The organism is Halomonas cerina, assembly GCF_014192215.1.
Lineage (GTDB): Bacteria > Pseudomonadota > Gammaproteobacteria > Pseudomonadales > Halomonadaceae > Halomonas > Halomonas cerina.
Genome location: NZ_JACHXP010000008.1, coordinates 108,266 through 132,172 on the forward strand (window position 1 = coordinate 108,266; position 23,907 = coordinate 132,172).

Sequence of the window (23,907 nt, forward strand, 5' to 3'; positions counted from 1 at the left end):
TCCTCGATAGCGAGTGGCATGGCTGAGCCCCTACATAGGGGCACGTTAGCGTGCTATCAACCTGTGACAGGCGGCGGCCAGGCACTCGATAGTCCCGACGGCAAGGCCGAGCATGTTGGCGCCGCTTGCTACCTATGCGCTGCCGTCGCGATAGCCGTCTCCGATAAATTCGATCAGACAGAACCCATGACCGAAGGGGTCGGAGAACGTGATGCATTTCGAGCCTCGCCATGCGATGCCCTCGCTTTCCTGAACGGCGCCGCAACCGAGCACACGCGCGGCGGCCTGCTCGATATCCTCGACAACAAAATCGATATGCACGGGCGTCCAATGCCGCGCATAGTCCCGATACGCCATGGGCTCCTTCACGCACCTCGAGCCACGATCGTTCTCGAGCAGATAGATCGTCGACTCACCACCCGCCAGCTCGGCAACGTCATCATCAAGCACACGATTGAGCACCAGACCGAAGGCAGCGCAGTAGAACGCGATGGCCGGTGCCAGCTCGGGCACGTCGATATTGACCAATATCTTCATGGCGCAGACCTCGTTTCACCATCGACAGGTAACTCTGCCCCCCAATCGGTGTACGTCCCCGGTTTTGCTTCGGAACGCCGCCATTGTAACGGCCTCGATGGCAGCGGCATCGTCGGGTGTTTCGGGGCGGATGGCGGGATGCGGCGATGTCGTCATGGGGAGGGTTCCTCAGAATCGGATCGTTCCTCGCAAATAGGGAGCGACTTGACCGATGAGGATGACCCGGTCGCCCCGACATTCACATGTCAATTGCCCTTGGCGGGAGCCTCCCTGCCGGGCCGTCATTTTCGTCTTGCCCAGCCGCCCGGCCCAGTACGGCGCCAGCGTGGTATGGGCCGACCCCGTCACCGGATCTTCCTTGACGCCAACCTTGGGCCCAAACCAGCGCGAGACGAAGTCGAATTCCCGCCCCGGTGCCGAGACCGCCACACCACGCCCCGGCAACGCCGCCAGCTTGGCCATGTCCGGCACCAACGTCGCGACAATGTCCTCGTCCTCCACCGCAACGAGAATGTCGTCGGTCATGACGACGTCGCCTTGCGTCAATCCCAGGGCGGCCCGCACCATCTCGGGATCGGCCATCGGCTCGGGCCGTTTGGCGGGAAAATCCATCGCCAAGCCTTCCTCGGTGCGGCTGACTCGTAGCTCGCCGCTGCGGGTGGCGAAACGCAGCGTCTCGCCCTTCTCGCCCAGTTCGTTGAAGATCACCCAGGCGCTCGCCAGCGTAGCATGTCCGCACAGGTCGACCTCGACCGTTGGCGTGAACCAGCGCAGGCGATACCCCGCCCCCTCGCGCACGAAGAAGGCGGTTTCGGACAGATTGTTCTCCGCCGCAATGGCCTGTAGGGTGGCATCATCCAGCCACTCGGTCAGCGGGCATACCGCCGCGGGATTGCCCTCGAAGGGGCGACGCGCGAAGGCGTCCACTTGGTGGAGATTGAGTTTCATGGAATCCTCAATGCATGTTGTCGGAGGACGTGAGCCTGGTGATCACACTGCCACCCAACTGCTCGACAGTGCTTCAGCCTGCTTCAACACCAGCTCGACGGCCTCCGGCGCCTTGTCGGGCGGGTACTTGTAGCGCTGCAGGGTGCGCCGCACCAGGATGCGCAGCCGGGCGCGCACGCTCTCGCGCACCTGCCAGTCCACGGTGGTCGACTTGCGTAGCTTGTCGGTAACCTCGACGGGAATGAAGGTCTGTCCCTGATTTGCTGATTTCGGATTAGCACCGGTGATCACGCCGTCACCGTGAAGGCCGGATGGAAGGCTACCTCGCCCTGGGGCCATTCATCGCCCCAACTCAGCGCCATGAAGTACTTCGATGGCACCCCCGACAACACCAGTTCCGGCACCGCCCGGAAGCCGAAGCGCTGATAGTAGCCGGGCTCACCCACCAGCACACAGCCCCGGGCGCCACGCTCCCGCAGGCGCGTCAGACACGCCTCTACCAGCGCCGAACCGATGCCCCGGCCCTGCCACGCCGGCAGCACCGACACCGGCCCCAGCCCGAACCAGTCCGGCGTGCCGTCCGACAGCGTCACCTTTGAGGCCGCCACATGGCCCACCAGCTCGCCGTCACACTTGGCGACCAGCGATACGCTCAATGCCCCCGCCTCGCGCAGCGCCCGGACAATATGCTGCTCGGTATGGCTTGTATGCGGCGCCTCGCGGAAGGCCGCCACGGTGACGACCTCGATGGCCTCAGCGTCGGCAGGCGTCTCGGGGCGGAGGGCGGGTGGAGGTGTTGTCGTCATGGCTGGGACTCCTGTCAGGAGACAGTCTTTATCATGGCTAATGGATGGACCTATAAGATACGCTGACCGTTGTCGCCAACGTCTCCGTTACCGAAAGGAGCCCGCGCATGGAACGCGCCGCCGATGCCGAATGTCCCTTCTGCCATCCGGAATGTGCCAGGGTCATCGCCCGGCACCCGCATTTCTTCGTGTATCAGGATGGCTTCCCGGTATCGCCGGGGCATGCCTTGGTGATCCCCAACCGACACGTCGCGACGATGGCCGAACTCAGTGCCGATGAGCAGGCGGCGCTGCTCCCTGCGGTGCTCGATGCCCAGAGACACCTCGACGAGCGCCACCGGCCGAATGGCTACAATATCGGCATCAACCAGGGGGCGGCAGGTGGCCAAACGGTGCCGCACCTGCATGTACATGTCATCCCACGCTATCACGGCGACCAGCCGGACCCTCGGGGCGGGGTTCGCTGGATCTTCCCCGACAAGGCGGATTACTGGATATGACAATACAGCCGCCCCCTTGTGGCGAGATCGATATCCACGCCTTCAGCCAGCTCTTCAACAGCACGACCAACTCCTACAAGCTGGCCTTCTTCCAGGCCCTGCTCAACACCCTGATGGAAAGGGAAAGGAGCGGCGCTCGCGACGCCATCATCGAGCTACGGGAACTGGCGACCGAGATGCTGGCGCTGGCCTGGTACCCTCACAATTTCTTCCGACTATCATTCGGGCTCCAGGACCAGACCGGCAGCGTTCTCGATCGGCTGGATTTCAACCTGGACGAGCGATCGCTGACCAACCCGAACACCCACGCTCGACTCAGGCAGGCGATTGCGGACCAGTACGATACGATCCACGCTGCCGGTCTGCTGCGCTTCGTGCCTTACCGGCTGCTGTCGCCGTTCTTCACCTCTGAGCTGAAGGGCCTCAAGGACAGCCAGAAGGACAGGCGCATTCGGGAACTTTCCAATGCCCGATTCTCGAGCCATTCGCCGCCCATCTATCGCTTCACGGAAGGGGGTAATGCGATCGATGTCTACCCCGCCTGGCGAGACTATCTTGTTCAGCACATCGCCATCATCGATGGCTGGGTGAAGCATAACTGGATCGGCTACCTGCAGGACCGAAATCCCAGCACGCCCGCGATCATCAAGAAGATCACGCCACCGCTGCAACGCTCCCCCCTGACTCGGCAGACACGCTTCTGGCAGGCGGTGATGGCACAATCCACACAACAGTGCATCTACACGGGAAACCCGATAGAGCCGAGTGACTTTGCACTGGACCACTTCATTCCTTGGTCATTCGTCTGCCACGATCAGCTGTGGAACCTGATCCCGGTATCCAGCACGGTCAACTCATCGAAGGGAAGCCGCCTGCCCCTGGAAACGCATGTGGGCCGGTTCATCGAAGCTCAGTACCACGCCTTGAAGATTGGCCGCAGCCAGCTGACAGACACGGCTTGGAACAAGGCCACCGAGCCCTATGTCAGCGACCTCCAGCTCTCCCCACAGACCCTGCTCGATGGCCCGAGGCTCGACAGCGCCTATCGCAATACCTTGAGTCCACTGATCTCGCTCGCCAGGCAAATGGGATTTGCTGATTTCCATGGGCCATAAGACGTGTCTCTGACTAGCCCGGGTGTGAGGAGATTTTCAGTATTTACATACTTTGGAATGCAGGATACCCGCCACGCGGGCGGGTTTCCTGAAGGGGTCAGAGCATCGAGATGATCACTCCCACTCAATCGTTGCCGGCGGCTTGCTGCTCACGTCGTAGGTCACGCGGGACACGCCGCTGATCTCGTTGATGATGCGGTTGGAGACGGTCTCCAAGAGCTCATAGGGCAGGTGCGCCCAGCGGGCGGTCATGAAGTCGATGGTCTCCACGGCGCGCAGGGCGATCACCCACTCGTAGCGGCGGGCGTCGCCGACCACACCCACGGACTTCACCGGCAGGAATACGGCGAAGGCCTGGCTGGTCTTGTGGTACCAGTCGGCCTTGTGCAGTTCCTCGATGAAGATGGCGTCGGCCTCGCGCAGGATGTCGGCGTATTCCTTCTTGACCTCGCCGAGGATGCGCACGCCCAGGCCTGGCCCCGGGAAGGGGTGGCGGTAGACCATGTCATAGGGCAGGCCGAGCTCGACGCCGAGCTTGCGCACCTCGTCCTTGAACAGCTCGCGCAGCGGCTCGACCAGCGTGAGCTTCATGGTCTCGGGCAGGCCCCCCACGTTGTGGTGGGACTTGATGACATGCGCCTTGCCGGTCTTGGCGGCGGCGGACTCGATCACGTCGGGGTAGATGGTGCCCTGGGCCAGGAAGTCGACGCCCTCGATCTTGGCGGCCTCGGCGTCGAAGACGTCGATGAAGGTGTTGCCGATGATCTTGCGCTTGGCCTCGGGGTCGGCCTCGCCGGCGAGCTTGGTCAAAAACAGCTCCTCGGCGTCGACGCGAATCACCTTCACGCCCATATGGCGGGCGAAGGTCTCCATCACCTGTTCGCCCTCGTCCTTGCGCAGCAGGCCGTTGTCGACGAACACGCAGGTCAGCTGGTCGCCGATGGCCTTGTGCAGGAGCGCGGCCACCACGGAGGAGTCCACGCCGCCGGAGAGGCCGAGCAGCACGTGGCGGTCGCCCACCTGCTCGCGCACCCGACTGATCTGGTCCTCGATGATCTGGGCCGGGGTCCACCACTTCTCGGCGCCACAGATATCCAGTACGAAGTGCTCGAGGATGCGCTGGCCCTGACGGGTGTGGGTCACCTCGGGGTGGAACTGCACCCCGTAGAAGCGCTTGGCCTCCCAGGCCATGGCGGCGATCGGGCAGCTGGGGGTGGAGGCGGTCACGGTGAACTCGGGCGGCACCCGGGCGACCTTGTCGCCGTGGCTCATCCACACATCGAGCAGGCCCTTGTCGGTCTCGAAGTCGACGTGGTCCTTGATGTCCTTGAACAGCGCCGTCTCCTCGTCGATATGCACCTGGGCGTAGCCGAACTCACGCTTGTGGGAGCCTTCCACGGCGCCGCCGAGCTGCTCGGCCATGGTCTGCATGCCGTAGCAGATGCCGAGCACCGGCAGGCCCAGCTCGAACACGCACTGCGGCGCACGGGGCGAGTCGAGCTCGATGACGGATTCCGGGCCACCGGCGAGGATGATGCCGTTGGGAGCGTACTCGCGGATCTCGGCCTCGGTGATGTCGAAGGCGCGGATCTCGGAGTAGACGCCGATCTCGCGCACGCGGCGGGCGATCAGCTGGGTGTACTGGGAGCCGAAGTCGAGGATCAGGATCTTGTGGGCGTGAATGTCGGTCATGAAGGGGCCACCGGCGGTTGCAAGGCAAGCAGCCGTGACGAGACGTCACGCGCTGCCGGTACGAAAACGGACGACAGAAGGAAGCAGGAAGGGTGAAGAAGGAAGGGGTTTCTTCCCTCTGACCTCTTCCTTCTTCCGTCTCGGGCGGGGTTAGCCGGCGCGATAGTTCGGCGCTTCCTTGGTGATCTGCACGTCGTGGACGTGGGACTCGTTGAAGCCGGCCCCGGTGATCTTCACGAACTCCGGCTTGGTGCGCATCTGTTCGATGTCGCGGCAGCCGGTGTAGCCCATGGAGGCGCGCAGGCCGCCCATCAGCTGGTGAACGATGGCGCCCATCAGGCCCTTGTAGGGCACACGGCCCTCGATGCCTTCCGGCACCAGCTTCTCGACGCCGGCGTCCTTGTCCTGGAAGTAGCGGTCGCTGGAGCCCTGATTCTGGGCCATGGCGCCCATCGAGCCCATGCCGCGATAGGCCTTGTAGGTGCGGCCCTGGTAGAGCTCGATCTCGCCCGGGGCTTCTTCGGTGCCGGCCAGCAGACCGCCGATCATCACCGCGCTGGCGCCGGCCGCCACGGCCTTGGCCAGGTCGCCGGAGTAGCGGATGCCACCGTCGGCGATCAGCGGGATGTCGTAGGGGGCAAGCGCCTCGGCGACGTTGGAGACCGCGGTAATCTGCGGCACGCCCACGCCGGCCACCACGCGGGTGGTACAGATGGAGCCCGGGCCGATGCCCACCTTGACGCCGTCGGCACCGGCCTCGGCGAGCGCCCTGGCGGCGTCCGCGGTGGCGATATTGCCGCCGATCACCTGGATCCGCGGGAAGTGCTCCTTGACCCAGGCCACGCGCTCGATCACGCCCCGGGAGTGGCCATGGGCGGTATCGACGATGATGGCATCCACGCCGGCCTCGGCCAGGGCGGCGATGCGGTCCGGCGTCTCGGGGCCGGTGCCCACGGCGGCGCCGGCCAGCAGGCGACCGTCGGCGTCCTTGGCGGCGTGGGGGAAGGTGCGGGCCTTCTCGATGTCCTGGAAGGTGACCAGGCCGCGCAGGCGGAACTCGTCATCCACCACCAGCATCTTCTCGACGCGGTGCTCCTGCATCTTGCCCTTGATCACGTCCAGGCCGGTGCCCACCGGCACGGTGACCAGCTTCTCGCGGGGCGTCATGATGTCGGCCACGCTGTCGCCGTGATTGGGCTGGAAGCGCATGTCGCGCTCGGTGACCAGGCCTACTAGGGCCTCGCCTTCCACCACCGGGAAGCCCGAGAAGCCATGCTCCTTGGCCATCGCCAGCAGGTCGGCCAGCTTGGCCTTGGGCCCCACGGTGACGGGGTCCTTGACGATCACGCTCTCGTGCTTCTTGACCTTGCGTACCTCGGCGGCCTGTTGCGCGATAGTCATGTTCTTGTGGATGATGCCGATGCCCCCTTCCTGGGCCATGGCGATGGCCAGGCGCGCCTCGGTGACGGTATCCATGGCGGCGGAGACGAGGGGGATGTTGAGATAAAGGTCGCGGGACAGGCGAGTCCGCAGGCTGACGTCCTTGGGCAGGACCTCGGAGTAGCCGGGAAGGAGTAATACGTCATCGAACGTAAGAGCTTCTTGGGCCATACGTAGCATATCGGCAACACCCAATTTGAACAGATGAGGAGTGGGGCTGGGAGAAGTTAATCTACCATTATAACGGCCAGGGCCAGGGTCGGGCAATCGGGGGCAGCCTTGCCGCCCTCAGTCGTCGCGGCGCTGGGGGTCGACGAAGGCCAACAGCGAGGCATTGAGGGGAATCGGGTAGAGCCGCTCGCCCACCTGGTCACGTAGCCGCGCCGCCGTGTAGGGGCCGACGACGTCGGGGCGCACACTGAACAACGGGGTCTGGCCGGCCAGCACCCGCTGACCCTCGCGGCCGAGCAGGAAGTCGACAAAGGCCTCGGCGGCCTCGGGATGCGGCGCGTCGCGGTGGATGAAGGCCATGCGCATCATCACCAGCGCGTAGTCCTGGGGCACCTGCACGATCACCTCGGGATGGTCCTGGGCCCAGACCATGGCGTAGGAGCCCAGCAGGTTGTAGCCGAGCCAGTAGCGCCCCTCGCTCAGGCCCTCGAGCATGGCCCGGGTGCTGGCCTCGAGGCGGGCGTCGACCCGGCCCATGCCGGCCACCAGGTCCCAGAAACGCGGCGTGTAGCGGGCGTCCTGCTGGAAGAGGGTGTAGCCGACGCCGCTCTCCAGCGGCGAGTAGGTGGTCACCCGCCCCGCCAGCCGCGGCTGTTCGGTGGTCAGCAGGCGGTGCAGGTCGGCGTGGGTCTGGGGCGGCTCCATGTGCCGCGACAGGTCGAGCCGGTAGGCCATGACGATGGGCTCGAAAGTGAAGCCGAAGACCTCGTCACGCCACTTGGCCCAGGCCGGCCAGCGCCGGGCCGCCGGGGAGTCGAGCCGCCGCGCGTAGCCCTCGTTGACCCGGGCCATCTGCCAGGGCATCGCCGAGCTGATCACCACGTCTGGCGCCGGGCGCTCCTCCACGCTGGCGTCCACCTCCAGGGTGGAGCGGTCCTGGAAATCGAGGGCAATGTCGGGATGCGCCTCACGGAAAGCCGCCAGCAGCGGCGCCACCACCTCGCGATCCAGTGCCGCCTCCACCACCAGCGCCGTGCCCTGGGCCCGGGCCGGGTCGCCGAGAACCAGCGACAGTCCCAGGGCCATCAGCGCCCCGATGAGTCGGCCGCCAGGCCGCAGGTGTGTGAAGATCATGGCGTGTCCTCTGGAACGCACAGGGGCAGATGGAGTGTCACCACCAGGCCATGGGGCTCGCGCCCTTCCAGCACCAGCCGCGCGCCGAGCCGCCGAGCGATGGAATCGACGATGGCGAGCCCCAGCCCGGAGCCGTCGGTGTCCTGGCGTCCGCCCCGTTCGAAGGGCTGCATCAGGCGCTCGCGGGCCTCCATGGGCACGCCCGGGCCATCGTCCTCGACGAACAGCACCACCTCGTCGCCGTGCCCCGCCACGCCCAGGGTGATCACGCTGCCCGGCGGCGTGTAGCGCAGGGCGTTGTCGATCAGGTTGCCGAGCAGTTCGCGGATGGCCCACCCCTCGGCACGCACCCACAGGGGGCCGGCGGGCAGCTCGGCGAGGCCCAGGTCATGGTGCCTGGCCACCTCGCGTCCGGCCCAGTCGAGCACGACTTCGCGCAGCACGGCGACGAGATCCAGGAGGGGCACCTTCGCAGCCTCGCCGAGATGGCACAGGCGGGCGAGGCTCAGCAGCTGACCGGCCAGGCGACTGGTGCGCCCGGCCCCCTCGTGCACCGCCGTCAGGGCCGCCTGCCAGTCCGCCGGGTCCTCGCTCTGCAGCCCGGCCAACGGCGTCTTGAGCTGATGGCTGGCATCGGCGGTGAAGCGCAGCAGGGTTTCGCGGCTCTGGCGCTGGCGGGCGAACAGGTGATCGAGGGTCTGGGCCAGCTCACGCATCTCCTCGGGCACCCGGCCATCGAGGGGCCGCATGTCGTCGGCATCCCGATGGCGGAGCTGACGACGCAGCCGGCGCATGGGGCCGAGCGCCACGCGCAGGGCCATGGCCATCAATACTCCGGCCAGCAGCACCATGGCCACGAAGCGGGTCAGGGTGCGCTCGAACAGCGTATCGGCAAGCGCTCGGCGGCCCTGTCGGGTATGGCCCACCCAGATCTGCACCGGCTCCTGGGAGACCCAGCCTGCCGAGTCGACCTCGCGGCCGTAAAGCCGCCAGGCAGCGCCGTCGAGGCGGGTGGTCAGTGCCATGGGCGCGCTGGTCACCTGCTCACGCCAAGCCGGGGCGATGACGAAGGGCAGGTTGGTGGATACCGCCAAGGCGGGCGACATCAACCCGCGCGACCTGCGCTATGTGGCCTTCGAGGGCGGCGGCGAGGCGCTGGCGGCGCTGCTCGGCGATCACAGGCGACCTCTCCGAGCTTCGCTCACAGCTCGAGAGCGGCAAGATCCGCGTACTGGCCGCCCTCTCCGAGGAGCGCATGGGCGGGCCCTACGCCGAGAAGCGTGAGGCCCGCGGCCTGTTCCCGATGTCGCGCTTCGGGGACGACTTCGACAGCTATGTGAAGGAGCAGGTCGCCGGCTTCAAGACTCTGGCCGAAGAGGTTGGCCGGAAATGAAGCTTGCCGCGGACCGGCTTCTAGGCATTGTCCTGATCGGCCTGGCGGCGTTCGTCGCCGTCCAGGCCATCAACCTGGAAGTTCCCTTCAGCTACGAGCCCGTGGGACCACGGGCGTTTCCCCTGGGTCTTTCGATCCTGCTCGCCGCCCTGTCGCTGGTACTAGTGCTCAAGCCCGGCACCGACGGCCACTGGCCCCACCAGGCCCTGGCGCTGAGGCTACTGCTGGTGCTGGGACTGCTGCTGGCCTACGCCATGCTGTTTACCCGCCTGGGCTTCATGCCCACCTCGCTGCTGGTGGTGGCGGCCCTGGCACGGCTGTTCGGTGCCAGCTGGGGCAAGGCGCTGATCACCGGGGCCTTGATGGCAGTGGGCAGCGACTTCCTGTTCACCGCGGGGCTGGGCATCGCGTTGCCCACCGGGTACTGGCTCGCCGCCATCCTCTAGAGGAGCGCCACCATGTTTGATTTCCTGATCGAGGGCTTCGGCGTCGCGCTGAGCCCGTTGAACCTGGGGCTGGCCTTCCTCGGCGCCCTGCTCGGCATCCTCTTCGGGGCCTTGCCGGGCATCGGCCCGATCAACGGCATCGCCATCCTGATGCCGCTGGCCTACACCCTGGGCCTGCCGGCCGAGTCGGCACTGATCCTGCTGGCCGGCATCTACACCGGCGCCGAGTACGGCGGTCGCATGTCGAGCATCCTGCTCAACGTGCCCGGTGACGCCGGTGCGGTCATGACCACCCTGGACGGCCACCCGCTGGCCAAGAAGGGCCTGGCCGGCCCGGCGCTGGGCCTCTCGGCGGTGAGCTCCTTCGTCGGCGCCACCATCGCCATCATCGGCCTGACGCTGTTTGCACCGCTGCTGGCCGAGGTGGCGGTGATGTTCGGCCCCGCCGAATTCTTCGCGCTGATGGTGTTCGCCTTCTCGTCGATGGCGGTGATGATGGGCAAGGACCCGGTCAAGACCGCCATCGGTGCGGTGCTCGGGGTGCTGATCGCTACCGTGGGTGTCGATGCCGGCACCGGCGTGATGCGCTACACCTTCGGCATGGCCGAACTCTATGATGGCATCGACTTCGTGGTGATGATCATCGGGCTGTTCGCGATCAGCGAGATCCTGCTGATGCTCGAACACGCTCACCGCAAGGACGTCGACACCGAGATGCCGCCCTTGGGCCGGGTCTTCGTCAGCCTCAAGGAGGTGCTCTACTGCAAGGGCGCCATGGGCCGCTCGGGGCTGCTCGGTTTCATCATCGGCGTGCTGCCGGGTACCGGCGCCTCGGTGGCCGGCGCGGTGTCCTACACCACCGAGAAGCGCCTCTCCGACAAGGACGGTACCTTCGGCCATGGCGACATGCGCGGCCTGGCGGCCCCGGAGGCGGCCAACAACGCCTCGGCGGCAGGCTCCTTCGTGCCCATGCTGACGCTGGGCATCCCCGGCTCCGGCACCACCGCCGTGCTGCTCGGCGCGCTGATGCTCTACAACATCACCCCCGGGGCCGATGCTGTTCACCGAGCGCCCCGAGGTGGCCGGCGGCCTGATCGCCTCGTTGTACATCGGTAACATCGTGCTGCTGGCGCTCAACCTGCCGCTGGCCGGGGTCTTCGCCCGGCTGCTGGTGCCGGCCATCGCCATCCTGGCCTTCGTCGGCGTCTATCAGTTGCACTCGGACCTCACCGCCATCTACCTGATGCTGATCATCGGTGTGTTCGGCTACCTGCTGCGCAAGCTGGGCTTCTCGCTGGCGCCGGTCATCCTCGGCTATGTGCTGGGCGGGCTGATGGAACAGAACCTGCGCCGGGCGCTGTCGATCAGCGGCGGCGACGTCGATATCCTTTGGCAGTCCGGCATCTCGCTGGGACTATGGATCGCCGCGGCTGCATTGCTGGTCTTGCCCTGGCTGCTGCCGAAGCTGCTGGCAGGCGCTTCACCCCGTGAGGATGTCGAGAACGGTTGAGATCATCCCCTTCCCTTCAGTGCCCCGGGCCTGTCACGACGGGCCCGGGGCGTTTGATCAGAGCTCATAACGATCAGAGGCCATGGAATAGTGCACGATACCCTCACCACCCGGCTGGCCGCCCTGGGCCGCTTCCTGCCGACACTGGCCCTGGGGCTGGCCGGCGGCGGCCTCGCCTACTGGCTCGAGGTTCCCCTGCCCTGGCTGCTCGGGGCCATGTTCGCCACTACGCTGGCGAGCCTGGCCGGCGTCCGGCTGCGCTCGCCGGGGCGCGGTCGCAAGGGTGTGCTGGTGGTGATCGGCGTGATGCTCGGCGCGGCCTTCACCCCGGAGATGTCCGGCGATCTGACGCTGTGGGGCGCCAGCCTGAGCATGATGCTGCTGGCCACGGCGGTGATGATGGCTTTCTCGGTATGGTTCTCGCGGCGGGTGGCCGGCCACTCGCTGGACACCGCCCTCTACGCCGGGGTGCCCGGGGGCGTGTCGGCGGTTACCGGCATGGCGCTGGACTCGAACGCCGACCTGCGGGTGGTCGGCATGACCCATGCGGTGCGCATCCTGGTGCTGCTGGTCGCCATTCCCCCGGTGCTGAAGGCCATCGGCCACGTCGACCTGGGCAGCGCCACGCCGGACCCGGCCCAGTGGCTATGGTTGCCCGGCCCGGTGGATAGCGCCTGGCTGGCCGGCGCCGGGGTGCTGGGCGCCTGGCTGGGACACCGCGCGCGCCTGCCCAATGCGCTGTTGTTCGGCCCGGCGCTGGTCTCGGCGGCGCTGCATCTGAGCGGCGTGACCCATGCCGCTATTCCGCCGACGCTGATCGCCCTGGCCCAGGTGATCATCGGCATCTCGGTGGGGGTTCGCTTCACCGGAACCTCGCTGGCCCGGGTCGGCCATACCCTGGTGATGGCCACCCTGCAGGCGCTGTGCCTGCTGGCGATCGCCATCCTCGCCGCCTGGGGCATCCACGCCGCGATGGGGGTGTCGCTGCCGGCGGCGCTGCTCGCCTATATGCCGGGCGGCGCCCCCGAGCTGAGCCTGGTCGCGCTGTCGCTGGGCATCGACCCGGCCTTCGTCACCGCGCACCACCTGCTGCGCATCACGGTGCTGATCCTTTTGATGCCGGTGGTGTTGAGTGCCTGCCGGCGCTCGAGCGGCAAATTATGGCCTTGACCTATCCTCACAGCCGTTTTTTTGTACCAGATTAGACGGTCGGTACAGCTCACGTTCACTACCTATCGAAATAGGCTGTTAGGCCTGGGAGAGGCCAATCAGCACTACTCCGTCGCCGCCTTGATGCGCGTGATGAACGGCGCGGTCGTGAAGGTGAAGTCCTGGTCGGCGACCTGGCGATGGCACTCGAAGCACGAGTCCATGCTCTGATCGTCCCGCCGGCTGCCGTCGGATCGGAACCAGGCATATTCCCACTCGCCGTTGCGCTTGTCCTCAGCATACTCCGCCCCCCAGCCGGGCTGTTTTTCCTGTACGAAGACGTTGGTGACTTCGTGGGTGGGGATGAAGCGCCCATCGGCGTCGCGGCGCGGCTCACCGGACTCGTTCAGCTCGGCCTCGTGATCCTCCATGACCACCACGGTGCCGTGCGGCAACGGCTCACCCGGCCGAGCCTCCGCCAGGGCATCGGGATTGATATACAGAAAGCGGATGATGGGCGGGTCGCGATCCGGCTTGTCCACCGTCGTGTAACGCACGAAGGTACCGGCATAGTTCTCCGGGAAGTCGACGTTCTCCGGTCCGGCCGCGACGCTGCCAGCCATCAACAGCGCGAGGCTCGCCGTCAGGCCCGATCCGCGAATGTGCCATGAGTGTGCCATGGTGCCCCTCCGGTCGGTGGGCCCCCGGGCCCTGTAAATCTAGGCTTAGGTCAGCGCCTCCCGGCCGTCAAACCCCGACCAGCTGAAAGGTGGCCAGTAGCCGGCCCCGCCACCTGCTGGTGCTCACCTCGCCCATTCAGCGGCATCACACTCCGAAACGGTCCGAAACCGACTTTGACTTACAGCCCCAAGAACGTGATCTAGCTTGAAGTGCACACAGTGGCCCCGGACAGGAGAGTGCTATGCAAAAACGTCTACTGACGATCGCCGTTGCAGCCGTTACGGGAAGTTTCGCCTTTGGCACCCAGGCGGTGGCAGCTGAACATGGCAACGAAAACGGACAGCAGAATAACCAACAGCAGAACGAACAGCGGTCGGCACAGGGACTCTATTCCGCCAATGACCTGATCGGCTCCGATGTCTATCTGGAGAGTGATCCCGAGGAAGATGTGGGTGACGTCGAGGATATCTTGCTCGACGACCAACAGAAAATCAGCTCTCTGGTGATTTCCACGGGCGAGGTCCTGGGCTTGGGGGGTCGCGAGATCGTTGCCGACATCAAGGACATCAGCCTGGAAACCGAACATGATGAGAGCCAGGAGTTCGGAGAGGGCTACGTCACGCATCGCATCTTTATCCATGCCGAAACCGAGGATCTCGAGGGCTTTCCGGAGTATGAACGAACGTGGTTTGATGAGGAGCGCGAGCGGCGTCGCAGCGATCTCATCGGTCCCGGCACCTGGCAAGCTGACGGTGTCCCCGGTGGCACCATGGGCAACGAGGAGTGATGTCCACGCACGAACAAGTGCCGGGCCTGGCTCGGCGCTTTTTGTGCCCTGCTTTCCGTCAGCCGGCATCGCTTGCCCCACCGGCCAGACGCCCTGGCCTGTGGCGACCATGCTAGGATAAGCGGCGTTTCGACCCGAGTTGACGCCATCATGACCCGCAATCAGGACGCTTCCCTCTCCGTTACCGAGCTCAACCGCCTCGCCCGCCAGACGCTGGAGCAGGAGGTCGGCGAGGTCTGGGTGGAGGGCGAGCTGTCCGGGGTTTCGCGGCCGTCCTCGGGGCATGTCTACTTCACCCTCAAGGACGCGCGGGCCCAGCTGCGCTGTGCGCTGTTCCGCCAACGGGCACGCTTCGTCGCCACGCCGATGCGCGACGGCGACCACGTCAAGGTGCGCGGCCGGGTCTCGCTGTTCGAGCCACGGGGCGACTACCAACTGATCGTCGAGGCGGTGCAGGCGGTGGGCGAAGGTGAGCTGCTGGCCGCCTTCGAGCGTCTCAAGGCCAAGCTCGACACCGAGGGGGTGTTCACCAACGCTCGGCCCCTGCCCTACCCGCCGCGCCACCTGCTGGTGCTCACCTCCCCCAGCGGAGCGGCGATCCGCGACGTGCTGGCGGTGCTCTCCACGCGCTGGCCGCTGGTCCAGGTGACGCTGATCCCGGTGCCGGTCCAGGGCCGCGAGGCGGCCCCGGCGATGATCGCCGCGCTCGGGCTGCTCAATCGCCAGTCGGCCCTGGACCCCGCGCGGGACGCCATCCTGGTCACCCGTGGCGGCGGCAGCCTGGAGGACCTGTGGGCCTTCAACGACGAGCACCTGGCCCGGGCGATCTTCCATTCTCGGCTGCCGGTGATGTCGGCGGTGGGCCACGAGGTGGACGTGACGCTCGCCGACTTCGCCGCCGACCGGCGCGCGCCCACGCCCTCGGCGGCGGCGGAACAGCTGGTGCCGGACCGCGCCGAGCTGCTCGCCCGGCTGCGCATGCTGGAGACCCGGCTGGTGCGCGCCCAACGCGCCCGGCTCGACACCGAGGCCCAGCGTCTGGATCACCTGCGCGCCCGGCTGCGCCACCCCGGCGAGGTGCTGGCCTTCCGGCGTCGGCAGCTGGAGCAGCTGGAGGGCCGCCTACATCGAGCGATGCGCGCCCGGCTCGAGACGGCCCGGCAATGGGAACACCAGTTGCGTCAGCGCCTGGCGTTGCGCTCACCCACCACACGGGTGATCCAGGCCGAACAACGTCTGGCGCTGGCCCGCCACCGGCTGCACCAGGCCATGCCCCGCGAGCTGGCCCGCCACTGCGAGCGGCTCGGTGCCCTGGCCCGCGAGCTGCAGGCGGTCAGCCCCCTGGCGGTACTGGGGCGGGGCTATGCGATCCTGGAGAACGACCAGGGCCGGGTGATCCGCCGGGCGGCGGACACCCGACCGGGCGAGCACCTGACGGCACGGCTCGGCGAAGGGCGGCTGGGCATGGAGGTCAAGGAGTGCCTCGACGAGGCCTGAGCAGGCCGGTGACGCCACTTGACGAGCGTGCACACGGCATAAGAGTCGAACGATATGCCATAAACGACTGTTTGCAATGCTTTTCTCTTGCCTTCTGGCGCCCCGGATGTGCTACTTTCCAAGATTGCGTCATGCCCGACGCCCCACCGGGACGTCGGCGACACGGCCTCGCTCACCGCGGAGCGCCGAGATTTCTTTCTCCCAGAAGGAGGCACTGCACCATGTCACTGCGTATCAATGACGTCGTTCCGGATTTCGAGGCCGAGACCAGCCAGGGCCCGATCCGCTTCCACGACTGGATCGGCGACGGTTGGGCGATTCTGTTCTCGCATCCCAAGGACTTCACCCCGGTCTGTACCACCGAGTTCGGCGCCGTCGCCCAGCTCAGTGAAGCGTGGAAACAGCGCGGCACCAAGGTGATCGGCGTCTCGGTGGACGGCCTGGAAGAGCACAAGGGCTGGATCGGCGACATCGAGAGCTACTGCCAGGGTCACGTCGACTTCCCGATCATCGCCGACGAGGACCTCAAGGTCGCCAAGCTGTTCGACATGCTGCCGGCCGAGGCCTACCTGCCGGATGGTCGCACCCCGGCCGACAGCGCCACGGTGCGCTCGGTATTCATCATCGGCCCGGACAAGCAGCTCAAGCTGTCGATGACCTATCCGATGACCGTGGGGCGCAACTTCGGCGAGATCCTGCGCTCCCTGGACGCCCTGCAGGCCACCACCCGCAAGGGCATCGCCACCCCGGCGGACTGGACCGTGGGCCAAGACGTGATCATCCCGCCGTCGGTCTCCGACGAGGAGGCCAAGACCAAGTTCGGCGAGTTCGAGACGATCTTCCCTTACCTGCGCAAGACCAAGATGCCCGAGTGAGTCTCGGTGGATGCGCCGATGCCTATCCATCCCACAAGCCAGCCCTCGCCCTTCGGCGGGGGCTGGCGTTTCGGGACGGATCAGCTCGCCGGCTTGAAGGCCGAGGGCTCGAGCTCGTGGCGGGCCAGCAGCTTATAGAAGTCAGTGCGGTTGCGTCCGGCGATTCGCGCGGCCTGGGTGACGTTGCCCTCGGTGATCTTGAGCACCTTGACGAGATAGCGGCGCTCGAAGCCGGCCCGGGCATCGTTGAAGGTGGGCAGGGCGTTTTCCTCGGCGGCGAGCGCCTGGGCCACCAGGGCCTCGGGGATCATCGGCGCACTGGTCAGGGCCACGCACTGCTCCACCACGTTGACCAGCTGGCGCACGTTGCCCGGCCAGGCACTACTGGCCAGCAGGTTGAGGGCCTCCCGCGAGAAGCCCTTGACGAAGGGCTTGTGCCGCGCGGCCGCCTGGGCCACCAGGTGCTTGGCGAGCAGCGGCACGTCCTCGGCCCGTTCCTTGAGCGGCGGCAGCCTGAGGTTGACCACATTGAGTCGGTAGTAGAGGTCCTCACGGAACTCCCCCTCGTGCATGGCGCGGTCCAGATCGCGGTGAGTGGCCGAGATCAGGCGCACATCGACGGGCACCGAGGCGGTGGAGCCGAGGGGTCGCACCTGGCGGTCCTGAAGCACCCGCAGCAGCTTGACCTGCAGTGGCAGCGGCATGTCGCCGATCTCATCGAGGAACAGGGTACCGCCGTCGGCGGCCTGGAACAGACCCTGGTGCTCGCTCACCGCCCCGGTGAAGGCCCCCCGGGCGTGGCCAAACAGCTCGCTCTCCAGCAGCTGCTCGGGCAGCGCCCCGCAGTTGATGGCGATGAAGGGCTTGCCAGCCCGAGGACTGACCTTGTGGATGGCATTGGCCAGTAGCTCCTTGCCGGACCCCGAGGGGCCGGTGATCAGCACGCTGACGTCGGAGCCCGCCACCATGCGTGCCTGCTCGAGGATACGCTCCATCTCGGGGCTGCGGGTGATGATCGCCTCACGCCAGCTCTCGTCGCCATCGGCGCCGGCCGTTGAGGTCTGGGCCAGGGCGTCCTCGATGGTCGAGAACAGCTCGTCACGGTCCACCGGCTTGGTCAGGAAACCGAAGACCCCCTGGCGGGTGGCGCTGACGGCATCGGGGATCGAGCCGTGGGCGGTGAGGATAATCACCGGCAGGCCCGGGACTCGGCGCTGGATCTCCTGGAACAGGGCCAGGCCGTCCATCTCGTCCATGCGCATGTCGGACAGCACCAGATCGGGCCGGGCCGTTTCCAGTCGCCGCAGGGCCTCGCGGCCACTCTCAGCGGTGGTCACGCGATAGCCGCGGCTTTCCAGGCGCATGCCCAGTAGTTTCAGCAGGCTGGCATCATCGTCGACCAGCAGGATCTGGGCGTGATGCTGGCCGGCAGCAGAAGGGCGTCCGGGGGGCGTCATAGGGTCTCTCCGCATCACTCGGTCTGTTGTCGCAGGTTGATGTTACGCTCGATGTCGGTCAGGGCATCGAGCTTCTCGGCCAGGGCCTTGTTGTCGGTCTTAAGGGTCGCGAGCGCCCGGCGACTCTCGGCCAGCCGGCCGGCCAGGGCACGTCGCCCTTCCACCTCGTTGAGCCAGTAGCGCAGTAGCGGCTGCAGTGCCGGGGGCGCGGCGTGCAAGTCGGCCTTAAGCAGCACCGACGCCCGGTCCCACTGCGCCTCGCCCCCCCAGGCCAGCAGCACGGCACGCGCCAGGCGCTGCTCGGCCGCCGCGCCCTCGAACAGGCCGAGCATGCCTTCCCGCCAGGCGTGGTCGCCCCGCTGGGAGGCCAGGCCGAAGGCCACCCAGTCATGCAGCAGGCAGGCCTCGTCGTCGAAATCAGGCATCTCGGACACGCAGGCGGGGCTTGCGGCCTGGGAGGCCGATCGCGACGCCCCGCCACTTGGCGACAGGGAGTCCGGGGTCCACTGGCAGCCGGCCAGCCCGAACAGGACCAGACCTGCGAGCCATGGGCGTAACGTCATCGTCAGCTCCTTGCATCGGCGCCCTCGATCGCGGACGCCCTCTTTTCATCAGGAGTATCGCTTACCGCCACCTGCCGGGGCAGCGTCAGCCGGAAGCACACCGCCAGACGCGGGTCGTCCACCAACTCCAGGCGGCCGTGCTGCAGCCGTGCACAGTCGGCAGCCACCGAGAGCCCGATCCCCGAGCCCTTCAGGGCGCCCTTGCGTCGGACCCGGCCCTGGTAGAAGGGCTCGAAGAGTCGGGGGCGGTCCTCGGGGGGAATCGGCTCACCGCTGTTGGCCACCTCGACCACCAGCCGGTCATGACGGGGGTGGGCGCGAACCTCGAGCTCACCACCATCCTCGCCATAGGCGACGGCGTTGGAGATCAGGTTGTCGAGCACCCGAGAGATCGCCGTACGGTCGGCCTGCCAGACCAACGGCCCATCGAAGCAGGACACCGCCATCTCCTTCTGCAACAGCGCCAGGCGGTGCTTGGCGAGGACTTCCTTGACGATGGTGGCGATGTCCAGCCGCTCGGGGGTGAAGCGCTGCTGATGCTGCAGCAGGTTGTAGTCGAGCAGTTGCTCGATGAGCTGCTGCAGCTCGCCGCCGCTGACATCGATCAGGTCGAGGATCTCCCGCTGTCGGGGCGTGAGCTCACCCGCCACACCGTCGGCCAACAGCGAGGAGCCCTCACGCACACTGGCCAGGGGGGTCTTGAGCTCATGGGACATGTGGCGCAGGAACTGCTGCTTCTGCTCCTCGAGCTCCGATAGCCGCGAGGCGAGCCAGTCGAGTCGCTCGTCGAGGGACACCAGCTCGGCCGGGCCCTGGATCGCCGGGGTCGGCCCTGTCTGGGCTCCGCTGCCGATCCCCAGTATCCGCCGCTCGAGCTGGCGCACCGGCCGGATGATCAACCGCGTGAACAGCAGCATCAGCAGCAAGCTGGCCGAAACCAGCGCCGCCGTCTGCCACCACAGGCGGGTCTGCACGACCTCGGCCCGCACCCGTATCTCGTCGATCCGCGCATCGATACGCGCCCCGGTGGCCTGGCGCATGGCCTCGATGTGCCGGGCGAAAGGCAGGAAATCGTCGAGCCGCTGCCGGAACGCCTCCATGGGCAGCTCAGGCAGCCGGGCGAGTTCATCGACCTGCTCGCGCAGCGCCTGGACATCCGGGTCGTCGGGCAGCATCAGGGCGTGCTGGGCGAGCAACTGGCGGAACTCCCTGACCCGCTCGGCATAGATCTCGAGCAGGCTCGCCTCCTCCACCACCGCGTACTGACGTGCCCCGCGTTCCATCTCCAGCGCCAGCGCACCAAGGTTGCGGGCACGCCGGGTCTCCTCCACCGCCTGACGAGCACTGATATCGGCCAGGCGAGAGAGTTCGGAGAGCGCCTGACCGGCCTGGAACATCAGCACGGCGAGCGGCAGCATCACCATGAGGAATGCCAGCAGGACCAGCTGCAGCAGGGAACGGGGGCGCCAGCGACGCGTGACGGCGGTGGTCATGGCCAGCAATCTGTGAAGGTGGGTAAAGGGTGTTGCCATCCATCGCGTCCCAGAATACCAGAATTCGGCCGTTACCCTGTGATGGAGACACGCCTCCGGGGGCAGGCAAAAAAAAGGCCGGCAGAGCCGGCCCAATACGCAGGGAACTGAAGGGTCAGGAAGATCACTCGATCGGGGGCCTGGTCCCCCATCGCCCGATCCTCCTATGGGCCATGCGGCCCCCGAAGCCATGAGCCGACCACCGATCACCAGGGTGGTCGGCTCATGCGAGTGGCGGACCACTCCGCTTCGTTGCTGGCACCACCGCCGCGGCCGGGCCGCCGGCGATGGTGCGCGATTCGATCCCCCGGGCGGGGGAAAGGGCTTCCATGCCCGGACATCCGTGTCCTTTCGGTACACGTCCCTGACAGCGTCGGTACCGTCTCATCGCAACCTAACGTCACACATCGCTTGGAGCAGACGAGGCCGCCTCGAAGCCAGGCGCACAGGGCAGTGTTGGCTCTTGCTTCTCGGCAGCCGGGAAACGATTCGAGCCGTAAAACCGTTTCCCTCGCTCATTCATCACCTAGCCAAGATCATGCCATTAGCCATTTATTGTTTAATAAACAATTACTTGAAAACAACAAAGGTCATGCCGCTGTGTACTTTCCCCGGTATACCGGGCCGCCGGGCCGCGAATCTGTCGCCACCTAGCGACATCGCCGTTCCGGAAAAATAAAAAAAGTTTATAAAACATAGCATTATATCGTCTCTTCCTGGCGACGACCGACTGCCACTCAGGCCAACGGCTTGACCAGGATCTTGGACTTGCGGGCATGATTGTAGGCCTCCCGCTTCAGGGGCGGGAGCTCCTCGGTCTCGGCCAGGCGGAAGCCGTGTTCGAAGAACCAGTGGGTGGTGTGGGTGGTCAGGGCAAACAACGCCTCGAGACGACGCTGCCGGGCGCGCCGCTCGATCTCGGCCAACAGCAGCTCGCCCCGGGCTCCGCCGCGATAGCCGACGTGCACCGCCACGCAGGCCAGCTCCCCCATGGTCGCCTCACCGAAGGTATGCAGCGCCGCGCAGCCGATGATCATGCCGTCGCGGTCGATTACCACGTAGTCATCGATCTCGTATTCCAGGCGTTCACGGGAGCGCGGTACCAGCATGCCGCGGCGTTCCAGAGGGTCGAGCAGTTCGAGCAGTCCGCCGATGTCGCCGAGCTCGGCGGGACGCAGTTGCTCGTAGCGATGCCGAGTGATCATGGTCCCCACCCCATCGCGCGTGAACAGCTCGCCGAGCAAGGCGTCGTGGTCATGCCAAGAGAGCAGGTGAGTACGGGCCACGCCGTGGCGGGAGGCGGCGCAGGCGGCGCCGAGGTGGCGTGCCAGCTCTCCCTCCGGATCGGCCTGGGCGAGCAGCGACTCGGCATCGTCCGGGGTCAGCTGGCGCTGCAGCTGCCCACTGTGGTCGAACAGCCCGCTGGCCTCGCCAAGCAGGATCAGCTTGTCGGCGGAGAGCCCCATGGCGGCATGCTGTGCCACCTCGGCGGCCTCCAGGTCGAAGACCTCACCGGTGCTGGAGAAGCCCAGTGGCGGCAGCACCACCAGCGCTCCCTGGTCCAGCAGCCCCTGGATGGCCTGGGCCCGCACCCGCCGTACCTCGCCGCTGCGATCGAAGTCGACGCCGTCCCGCACGCCGAGTGGCTTGGCCATCACCAGGTTGCCGGAAACCACGGTCATCTCGACGCCATGCAGCGGCGTGTTGGGCAGGCCCAGCGAGAGGCGAGCCTCCAGCCACAGCCGTCGCTCGGCGGCGATGCGCTCCACCTGGGCCATGACCGCCTCGTCGGCCACCCAGCGTCCCTGATGGCGGCGCGGCGTGATGCCGGCCTCACCCAGGGCCTGGTGGACCTGCGGGCGGATGCCGAAGACCACCACCAGGCGCACCCCGAGGGTGTGCAGCAGCGCCAGGTCCTGGATCAGCTGCTCGCCCCGCCCCTTCGCCACCGCCTCGCCCTCGACCAGGATGACGAAGGTGCGTCCGCGGTGGGCATTGATGTAGGGCGAGGAATTGCGGAACCAGTCGACGAAGGGGAAGCGAGTATCCAAGGCCGCACTCCGGCAGCGGGTGAACGAAAGCGAACGGGGAAGCCTCGACTATAGCAGAGCCACGAAAACGGCGGCACCACCGCGGCGCCGCCGTTTCGGGCTTCGGGCTTCGGGCTTCGGGCTTCGGGCTTCGGGCTTCGGGCTTCGGGCTTCGGGCTTCGGGCTTCGGGCTTCGGGCTTCGGGCTTCGGGCAGGATATTACCCCTGCCCTGCTCGTAGCTCGTAGCTCGTAGCTCGTAGCTCGTAGCTCGTAGCTCGTGGCTCGTGGCTCGTGGCTCGTGGCTCGTGGCTCGTAGCCGGGGTTAGCTGAACATCCCCTTGAACATGAAGAAGAACAGAATCGACAGCCCCGCCCCGGCCGGCAGGGTAATCAACCACGACATGGCGATGGTGCCGATGACGCGCAGGTTGAGCGCGGCCATGCCGCGCGCCAGACCCACGCCCAGCACCGCCCCCACCAGGGTATGGGTGGTGGAAATCGGCAGGCCGGTGCCCGAGGCCAGCACCACGGTAATGGCGGCGGCCAGGGTAGCGGCGAAGCCTCGGCTGGGGGTCAGCTCGGTAATGCCGGTGCCCACGGTGGCGATCACCTTGTGGCCGTAGGTTATCAGGCCGACGACGATGCCGCCGCCCCCCAGTACCAGCACCCACCAGGGCACCAGGGCCGCACCCTCGATCTCGCCACCGGCTTGCACCACGCTGATGACCGCCGCCAGAGGACCCACGGCGTTGGCCACGTCGTTGGATCCGTGAGCGAAGGCCATGGCGCAGGCGGTGAAGATCATTAGCACGCCGAACACCCGCTCCACGCCGGTGAAGCCGAAGTGATCGGCCTGGCGACTGGAGGCCTTGACGCGGCGCTCCATGACCACGCCGAGCCCCGAGATCACCAGGGCCAGCAGGATCGAGAACAACAGGCTGGCCCCGAAGCCAAGATCGAGCCCGACATGCTTGAGCCCCTTGACGAGGGTGACCATGGCCACGGCGAAGCCCATCAGGAAGACGTACATGGGCACATAGCGCTTGGCCGCGGCGAAGGGATCATCGGCTTCGAAGATCAGGTTCTGTACCGAGCGAAAGAGCGTGAAGGCGATGGTACCGGAGAGCAGCGGCGAGACCACCCAACTGGCAGCGATCTTGCCCACGCCGCCCCAGTCCACGGCGGCCGCCCCCAGACCGGCCACGGCGAAGCCGACGATGGCGCCGACGATGGAGTGGGTGGTGGAGACCGGCCAGCCACGCATCGAGGCGATAAGCAGCCAGGTCCCCGCCGCCAGCAGAGCGGCCAGCATGCCGTAGACCAGCAGCTGGGGGTCCTCCTGCAGCAGCTCGGGGTCGATGATCCCCTTGCGGATGGTGTTGGTGACCTCGCCCCCGGCCAGCCAGGCGCCGAGGAACTCGAAGATCACGGCGATGATGATCGCCTGCTTGATGGTAATGGCCCGGGAACCCACCGAGGTGCCCATGGCGTTGGCCACGTCATTGGCGCCCACGCCCCAGGCCATGAAGAAGCCGAAGAGGCAGGCGAGGAGGATGAAGACGTCGCCGTGCTGCGCGATAATCGACATGAGGAAGCTTCCGTCGTTGCGGTCGTGAGATGGCGTACGGACAGCGGCCCCGGGG

21 protein-coding genes and 2 pseudogenes are annotated in these 23,907 nt (G+C 66.6%); 9 read left to right on the top strand and 14 right to left on the bottom strand.

Annotated features, from left to right (window positions below):
* Positions 1–132: 132 nt before the first annotated feature.
* The 4 genes and pseudogenes from FHR94_RS09705 to FHR94_RS09720 all read right to left on the bottom strand — a co-directional run bounded on the left by FHR94_RS09705 (position 133) and on the right by FHR94_RS09720 (position 2,291).
* Positions 133–537, bottom strand: coding sequence for a VOC family protein (locus tag FHR94_RS09705; RefSeq protein ID WP_183325513.1), 405 nt, complete (start codon positions 535–537; stop codon positions 133–135).
* Positions 538–705: 168 nt separating this feature from the next.
* Positions 706–1,485, bottom strand: a complete 780-nt coding sequence (locus FHR94_RS09710; protein WP_183325514.1) for a PhzF family phenazine biosynthesis protein — start codon at positions 1,483–1,485, stop codon at positions 706–708.
* 42 nt (positions 1,486–1,527) lie between these two features.
* A pseudogene (locus FHR94_RS09715) lies at positions 1,528–1,728 on the bottom strand (type I restriction enzyme endonuclease domain-containing protein); the annotation flags it as partial.
* 44 nt (positions 1,729–1,772) lie between these two features.
* On the bottom strand, positions 1,773–2,291 hold the full coding sequence (locus FHR94_RS09720; protein WP_183325515.1) for a GNAT family N-acetyltransferase: 519 nt from the start codon (positions 2,289–2,291) through the stop codon (positions 1,773–1,775).
* Positions 2,292–2,398: 107 nt separating this feature from the next.
* Here FHR94_RS09720 and FHR94_RS09725 point away from each other — a divergent pair, with 107 nt between their 5' ends.
* Together FHR94_RS09725 and FHR94_RS09730 are read left to right on the top strand one after the other, a co-directional pair.
* On the top strand, positions 2,399–2,791 hold the full coding sequence (locus FHR94_RS09725; RefSeq protein ID WP_183325516.1) for an HIT family protein: 393 nt from the start codon (positions 2,399–2,401) through the stop codon (positions 2,789–2,791).
* Entirely contained in the window at positions 2,788–3,906 is a 1,119-nt protein-coding gene (locus tag FHR94_RS09730) for an HNH endonuclease domain-containing protein (RefSeq protein ID WP_183325517.1), read from the top strand. Before FHR94_RS09725 ends, FHR94_RS09730 begins: the two co-directional genes overlap by 4 nt.
* A 114-nt stretch (positions 3,907–4,020) precedes the next feature.
* Here the strand turns inward: FHR94_RS09730 and guaA are convergent, their stop codons facing one another.
* From guaA to FHR94_RS09750, 4 genes are all read right to left on the bottom strand, one after another.
* A complete protein-coding gene (gene guaA / locus FHR94_RS09735) occupies positions 4,021–5,598 on the bottom strand; it encodes a glutamine-hydrolyzing GMP synthase (RefSeq protein WP_183325518.1) in 1,578 nt (525 codons plus the stop codon).
* A gap of 150 nt (positions 5,599–5,748) precedes the next feature.
* Complete coding sequence (guaB, locus tag FHR94_RS09740; protein WP_183325519.1) at positions 5,749–7,218, bottom strand: IMP dehydrogenase; 1,470 nt, start codon at positions 7,216–7,218, stop codon at positions 5,749–5,751.
* Between the two features lie 108 nt (positions 7,219–7,326).
* The gene (locus FHR94_RS09745; RefSeq protein ID WP_246389884.1) at positions 7,327–8,343 is read right to left on the bottom strand and encodes an ABC transporter substrate-binding protein; all 1,017 of its coding nucleotides are present in this window, start codon (positions 8,341–8,343) and stop codon (positions 7,327–7,329) included.
* Complete coding sequence (locus tag FHR94_RS09750) at positions 8,340–9,449, bottom strand: sensor histidine kinase (RefSeq protein ID WP_183325520.1); 1,110 nt, start codon at positions 9,447–9,449, stop codon at positions 8,340–8,342. Before FHR94_RS09750 ends, FHR94_RS09745 begins: the two co-directional genes overlap by 4 nt.
* Before the next feature lie 20 nt (positions 9,450–9,469).
* Here FHR94_RS09750 and FHR94_RS09755 point away from each other — a divergent pair, with 20 nt between their 5' ends.
* The 4 genes and pseudogenes from FHR94_RS09755 to FHR94_RS09770 all read left to right on the top strand — a co-directional run bounded on the left by FHR94_RS09755 (position 9,470) and on the right by FHR94_RS09770 (position 12,862).
* Entirely contained in the window at positions 9,470–9,736 is a 267-nt protein-coding gene (locus FHR94_RS09755; RefSeq protein ID WP_246389885.1) for a hypothetical protein, read from the top strand.
* Positions 9,733–10,182 (top strand): tripartite tricarboxylate transporter TctB family protein, encoded by a 450-nt coding sequence (locus FHR94_RS09760; RefSeq protein ID WP_183325521.1) that lies wholly within the window; start codon positions 9,733–9,735, stop codon positions 10,180–10,182. Before FHR94_RS09755 ends, FHR94_RS09760 begins: the two co-directional genes overlap by 4 nt.
* Before the next feature lie 12 nt (positions 10,183–10,194).
* Positions 10,195–11,692, top strand: a pseudogene (locus FHR94_RS09765) (tripartite tricarboxylate transporter permease).
* Between the two features lie 90 nt (positions 11,693–11,782).
* Positions 11,783–12,862: an AbrB family transcriptional regulator gene (locus FHR94_RS09770; protein ID WP_183325522.1), complete on the top strand. Its 1,080-nt coding sequence runs from the start codon at positions 11,783–11,785 to the stop codon at positions 12,860–12,862.
* 104 nt (positions 12,863–12,966) lie between these two features.
* Here FHR94_RS09770 and FHR94_RS09775 read toward each other — a convergent pair whose 3' ends face one another.
* Positions 12,967–13,521, bottom strand: a complete 555-nt coding sequence (locus FHR94_RS09775; RefSeq protein WP_183325523.1) for a cytochrome P460 family protein — start codon at positions 13,519–13,521, stop codon at positions 12,967–12,969.
* Between the two features lie 242 nt (positions 13,522–13,763).
* On the opposite strand from FHR94_RS09775, the gene FHR94_RS09780 reads away from it, so the two are divergent.
* The 3 genes from FHR94_RS09780 to FHR94_RS09790 all read left to right on the top strand — a co-directional run bounded on the left by FHR94_RS09780 (position 13,764) and on the right by FHR94_RS09790 (position 16,681).
* On the top strand, positions 13,764–14,309 hold the full coding sequence (locus FHR94_RS09780) for a PRC-barrel domain-containing protein (RefSeq protein ID WP_183325524.1): 546 nt from the start codon (positions 13,764–13,766) through the stop codon (positions 14,307–14,309).
* A gap of 150 nt (positions 14,310–14,459) precedes the next feature.
* Positions 14,460–15,806 (top strand): exodeoxyribonuclease VII large subunit, encoded by a 1,347-nt coding sequence (gene xseA / locus FHR94_RS09785; protein WP_183325525.1) that lies wholly within the window; start codon positions 14,460–14,462, stop codon positions 15,804–15,806.
* A gap of 221 nt (positions 15,807–16,027) precedes the next feature.
* Positions 16,028–16,681 carry a peroxiredoxin gene (locus FHR94_RS09790; protein WP_183325526.1) on the top strand — a complete coding sequence of 218 codons (654 nt, stop codon included), beginning with the start codon at positions 16,028–16,030 and terminating at the stop codon, positions 16,679–16,681.
* An 80-nt stretch (positions 16,682–16,761) separates the two neighbouring features.
* On the opposite strand, the gene glrR is transcribed toward FHR94_RS09790, so the two are convergent.
* The 5 genes from glrR to FHR94_RS09815 all read right to left on the bottom strand — a co-directional run bounded on the left by glrR (position 16,762) and on the right by FHR94_RS09815 (position 23,852).
* The gene (glrR, locus tag FHR94_RS09795) at positions 16,762–18,138 is read right to left on the bottom strand and encodes a two-component system response regulator GlrR (RefSeq protein ID WP_183325527.1); all 1,377 of its coding nucleotides are present in this window, start codon (positions 18,136–18,138) and stop codon (positions 16,762–16,764) included.
* Between the two features lie 14 nt (positions 18,139–18,152).
* On the bottom strand, positions 18,153–18,701 hold the full coding sequence (locus tag FHR94_RS09800) for a hypothetical protein (protein WP_183325528.1): 549 nt from the start codon (positions 18,699–18,701) through the stop codon (positions 18,153–18,155).
* 2 nt (positions 18,702–18,703) lie between these two features.
* Positions 18,704–20,233, bottom strand: a complete 1,530-nt coding sequence (locus FHR94_RS09805; protein ID WP_246389886.1) for a sensor histidine kinase — start codon at positions 20,231–20,233, stop codon at positions 18,704–18,706.
* 737 nt (positions 20,234–20,970) lie between these two features.
* Positions 20,971–22,284 (bottom strand): amino-acid N-acetyltransferase, encoded by a 1,314-nt coding sequence (gene argA / locus FHR94_RS09810; protein ID WP_183325529.1) that lies wholly within the window; start codon positions 22,282–22,284, stop codon positions 20,971–20,973.
* 302 nt (positions 22,285–22,586) lie between these two features.
* Entirely contained in the window at positions 22,587–23,852 is a 1,266-nt protein-coding gene (locus FHR94_RS09815) for an inorganic phosphate transporter (protein ID WP_183325530.1), read from the bottom strand.
* Between the last annotated feature and the right edge of the window lie 55 nt (positions 23,853–23,907).

Excerpts from the sequence above, each read along its gene's own strand:
- FHR94_RS09705 (WP_183325513.1), bottom strand. The coding sequence starts at position 537 with ATGAAGATATTGGTCAATATCGACGTGCCCGAGCTGGCACCGGCCATC.
- FHR94_RS09710 (WP_183325514.1), bottom strand. The coding sequence starts at position 1,485 with ATGAAACTCAATCTCCACCAAGTGGACGCCTTCGCGCGTCGCCCCTTC.
- FHR94_RS09720 (WP_183325515.1), bottom strand. The coding sequence starts at position 2,291 with ATGACGACAACACCTCCACCCGCCCTCCGCCCCGAGACGCCTGCCGAC.
- FHR94_RS09725 (WP_183325516.1), top strand. The coding sequence starts at position 2,399 with ATGGAACGCGCCGCCGATGCCGAATGTCCCTTCTGCCATCCGGAATGT.
- FHR94_RS09730 (WP_183325517.1), top strand. The coding sequence starts at position 2,788 with ATGACAATACAGCCGCCCCCTTGTGGCGAGATCGATATCCACGCCTTC.
- guaA (WP_183325518.1), bottom strand. The coding sequence starts at position 5,598 with ATGACCGACATTCACGCCCACAAGATCCTGATCCTCGACTTCGGCTCC.
- guaB (WP_183325519.1), bottom strand. The coding sequence starts at position 7,218 with ATGCTACGTATGGCCCAAGAAGCTCTTACGTTCGATGACGTATTACTC.
- FHR94_RS09745 (WP_246389884.1), bottom strand. The coding sequence starts at position 8,343 with ATGATCTTCACACACCTGCGGCCTGGCGGCCGACTCATCGGGGCGCTG.
- FHR94_RS09750 (WP_183325520.1), bottom strand. The coding sequence starts at position 9,449 with ATGTCGCCCGCCTTGGCGGTATCCACCAACCTGCCCTTCGTCATCGCC.
- FHR94_RS09755 (WP_246389885.1), top strand. The coding sequence starts at position 9,470 with ATGTGGCCTTCGAGGGCGGCGGCGAGGCGCTGGCGGCGCTGCTCGGCG.
- FHR94_RS09760 (WP_183325521.1), top strand. The coding sequence starts at position 9,733 with ATGAAGCTTGCCGCGGACCGGCTTCTAGGCATTGTCCTGATCGGCCTG.
- FHR94_RS09775 (WP_183325523.1), bottom strand. The coding sequence starts at position 13,521 with ATGGCACACTCATGGCACATTCGCGGATCGGGCCTGACGGCGAGCCTC.
- FHR94_RS09780 (WP_183325524.1), top strand. The coding sequence starts at position 13,764 with ATGCAAAAACGTCTACTGACGATCGCCGTTGCAGCCGTTACGGGAAGT.
- xseA (WP_183325525.1), top strand. The coding sequence starts at position 14,460 with ATGACCCGCAATCAGGACGCTTCCCTCTCCGTTACCGAGCTCAACCGC.
- FHR94_RS09790 (WP_183325526.1), top strand. The coding sequence starts at position 16,028 with ATGTCACTGCGTATCAATGACGTCGTTCCGGATTTCGAGGCCGAGACC.
- glrR (WP_183325527.1), bottom strand. The coding sequence starts at position 18,138 with ATGACGCCCCCCGGACGCCCTTCTGCTGCCGGCCAGCATCACGCCCAG.
- FHR94_RS09800 (WP_183325528.1), bottom strand. The coding sequence starts at position 18,701 with ATGACGTTACGCCCATGGCTCGCAGGTCTGGTCCTGTTCGGGCTGGCC.
- FHR94_RS09805 (WP_246389886.1), bottom strand. The coding sequence starts at position 20,233 with ATGGCAACACCCTTTACCCACCTTCACAGATTGCTGGCCATGACCACC.
- FHR94_RS09815 (WP_183325530.1), bottom strand. The coding sequence starts at position 23,852 with ATGTCGATTATCGCGCAGCACGGCGACGTCTTCATCCTCCTCGCCTGC.